This is a genomic window from Microbispora rosea, from assembly GCF_900156315.1.
GTDB lineage: Bacteria > Actinomycetota > Actinomycetes > Streptosporangiales > Streptosporangiaceae > Microbispora > Microbispora rosea.
The window spans coordinates 1-1,412 of record NZ_FTNI01000078.1 but is presented as its reverse complement, the minus strand read 5'-3'; the positions used below and the strand labels follow the sequence as shown (position 1 = coordinate 1,412).

The 1,412-nt window shown below is 70.0% G+C and carries 1 protein-coding gene; it reads left to right on the top strand.

Annotated features, from left to right (window positions below):
* Positions 1–1,412: integrase core domain-containing protein (locus BXA11_RS45925; protein ID WP_076443342.1), on the top strand; the 1,412-nt coding region annotated here is incomplete at both ends.

Sequence of the window (1,412 nt, the reverse complement as noted above, 5' to 3'; positions counted from 1 at the left end):
CAGGAGCACAAGCGCACCTACCGGCGCTGGCAGCGCGAAGCGCCGATGCACCTGTGGCAGCTCGATCTGGTCGGCGGGGTGCCGCTGGCCGACGGGCGGGAATGCAAGATGGTCACCGGCATCGATGACCACTCCCGGTTCGTGGTGATCGCCGCTGTGGTGGCCGTCCCCTCCGGCCGGGCGGTCTGCACCGCGTTCACCGCAGCGATGCGCCGCTACGGCGTTCCTTTTGAAGTGCTCAGCGATAATGGCAAGCAGTTCACCGGCCGGCACATCCGCCCGCAGCCGGTCGAGGTGCTGTTCGAGCGGGTCTGCCGGGAGAACGGCATCACCCAGCGGCTGACCAAGCCTCGCTCACCGACCACCACCGGCAAAATCGAACGGTTCCACAAGACCCTGCGCCGGGAACTGCTCGACGATGTGGCCCCGTTCGAGTCGCTGGAGGCGGCCCAGGAGGCCATCGACGCCTGGGTGCACAGCTACAACCACGCCCGGCCGCATCAGGCGCTGAACATGGCCACCCCAGCCAGTGTGTTTCGCCCGCACGGGCCCACCCGTGACGATGCGCCACCGCCGGTTCCCGGCCCGGCCCGCCCGGCCTCGGCGCCCACATCACCGCCAAGGATCGAGATCGCCGAGCCGCCCCCTGCGCCCTCACCTGCCGGGGCGGTGGAATTCGATGCCCGCGTCCCACCCAGCGGCAAGCTCACCCTGGTGCCCGGCAAACAGCACGTCGCAGTGAACCAGGGCCTGGCCGGTCGGACCTTGACCGTCTGGGCGAATCTGCGCAGCATCCACCTTCTGCTGGAGGGGCACCTGGTGCGCACGGTCGCTTCCCGGCTCCTGCCCGAGGATCTGGCCTACCTGGCCATGCGCGGGGCCCGGCCGGGCGGAGACGAGCCCGCCACGGCGGCGCTGCCGCGTCTTGGCGGGCGGCTGGTGCTGGCGGCAGGCCAGGCGGTGGAGGTGGACCGCAAGGTCCACCGTGATGGGCATGTCTGGATCGCCGGCACCAAGGTCCAGGTCGCCTTCGCGCTTGCGGGACGCTCGGTCACCATGCGGCTGGACGGTCATCTGATGCACGCCATCGCCGACGACGCCCTGGTCGGCACATGGCCCTGTCCGGTCAGCGCAGAGCGGTTGGCCGGCCTTGTCGGAGCACGATCAGCGTCGGCGCCACTGCCGCCGCCTCCGCTGCCCGCAGGGTCGATCCGCGCTCAGCGACGTGTCCATGCCAGCGGCCGGATCATGGTCGCAAGACAGGCGCTCAAGCTCGGCCCCCGCCACGCCGGCAAGCTCGTCACCGTCGTCATCGAGGACACACACTTCCGGATTCTGCACGGCGAGGAAGAAATCGCCATCAAGCCGCGGAAAGACCTCACCCCAGTCACCCGGCTCTACGTCCGCGGCAA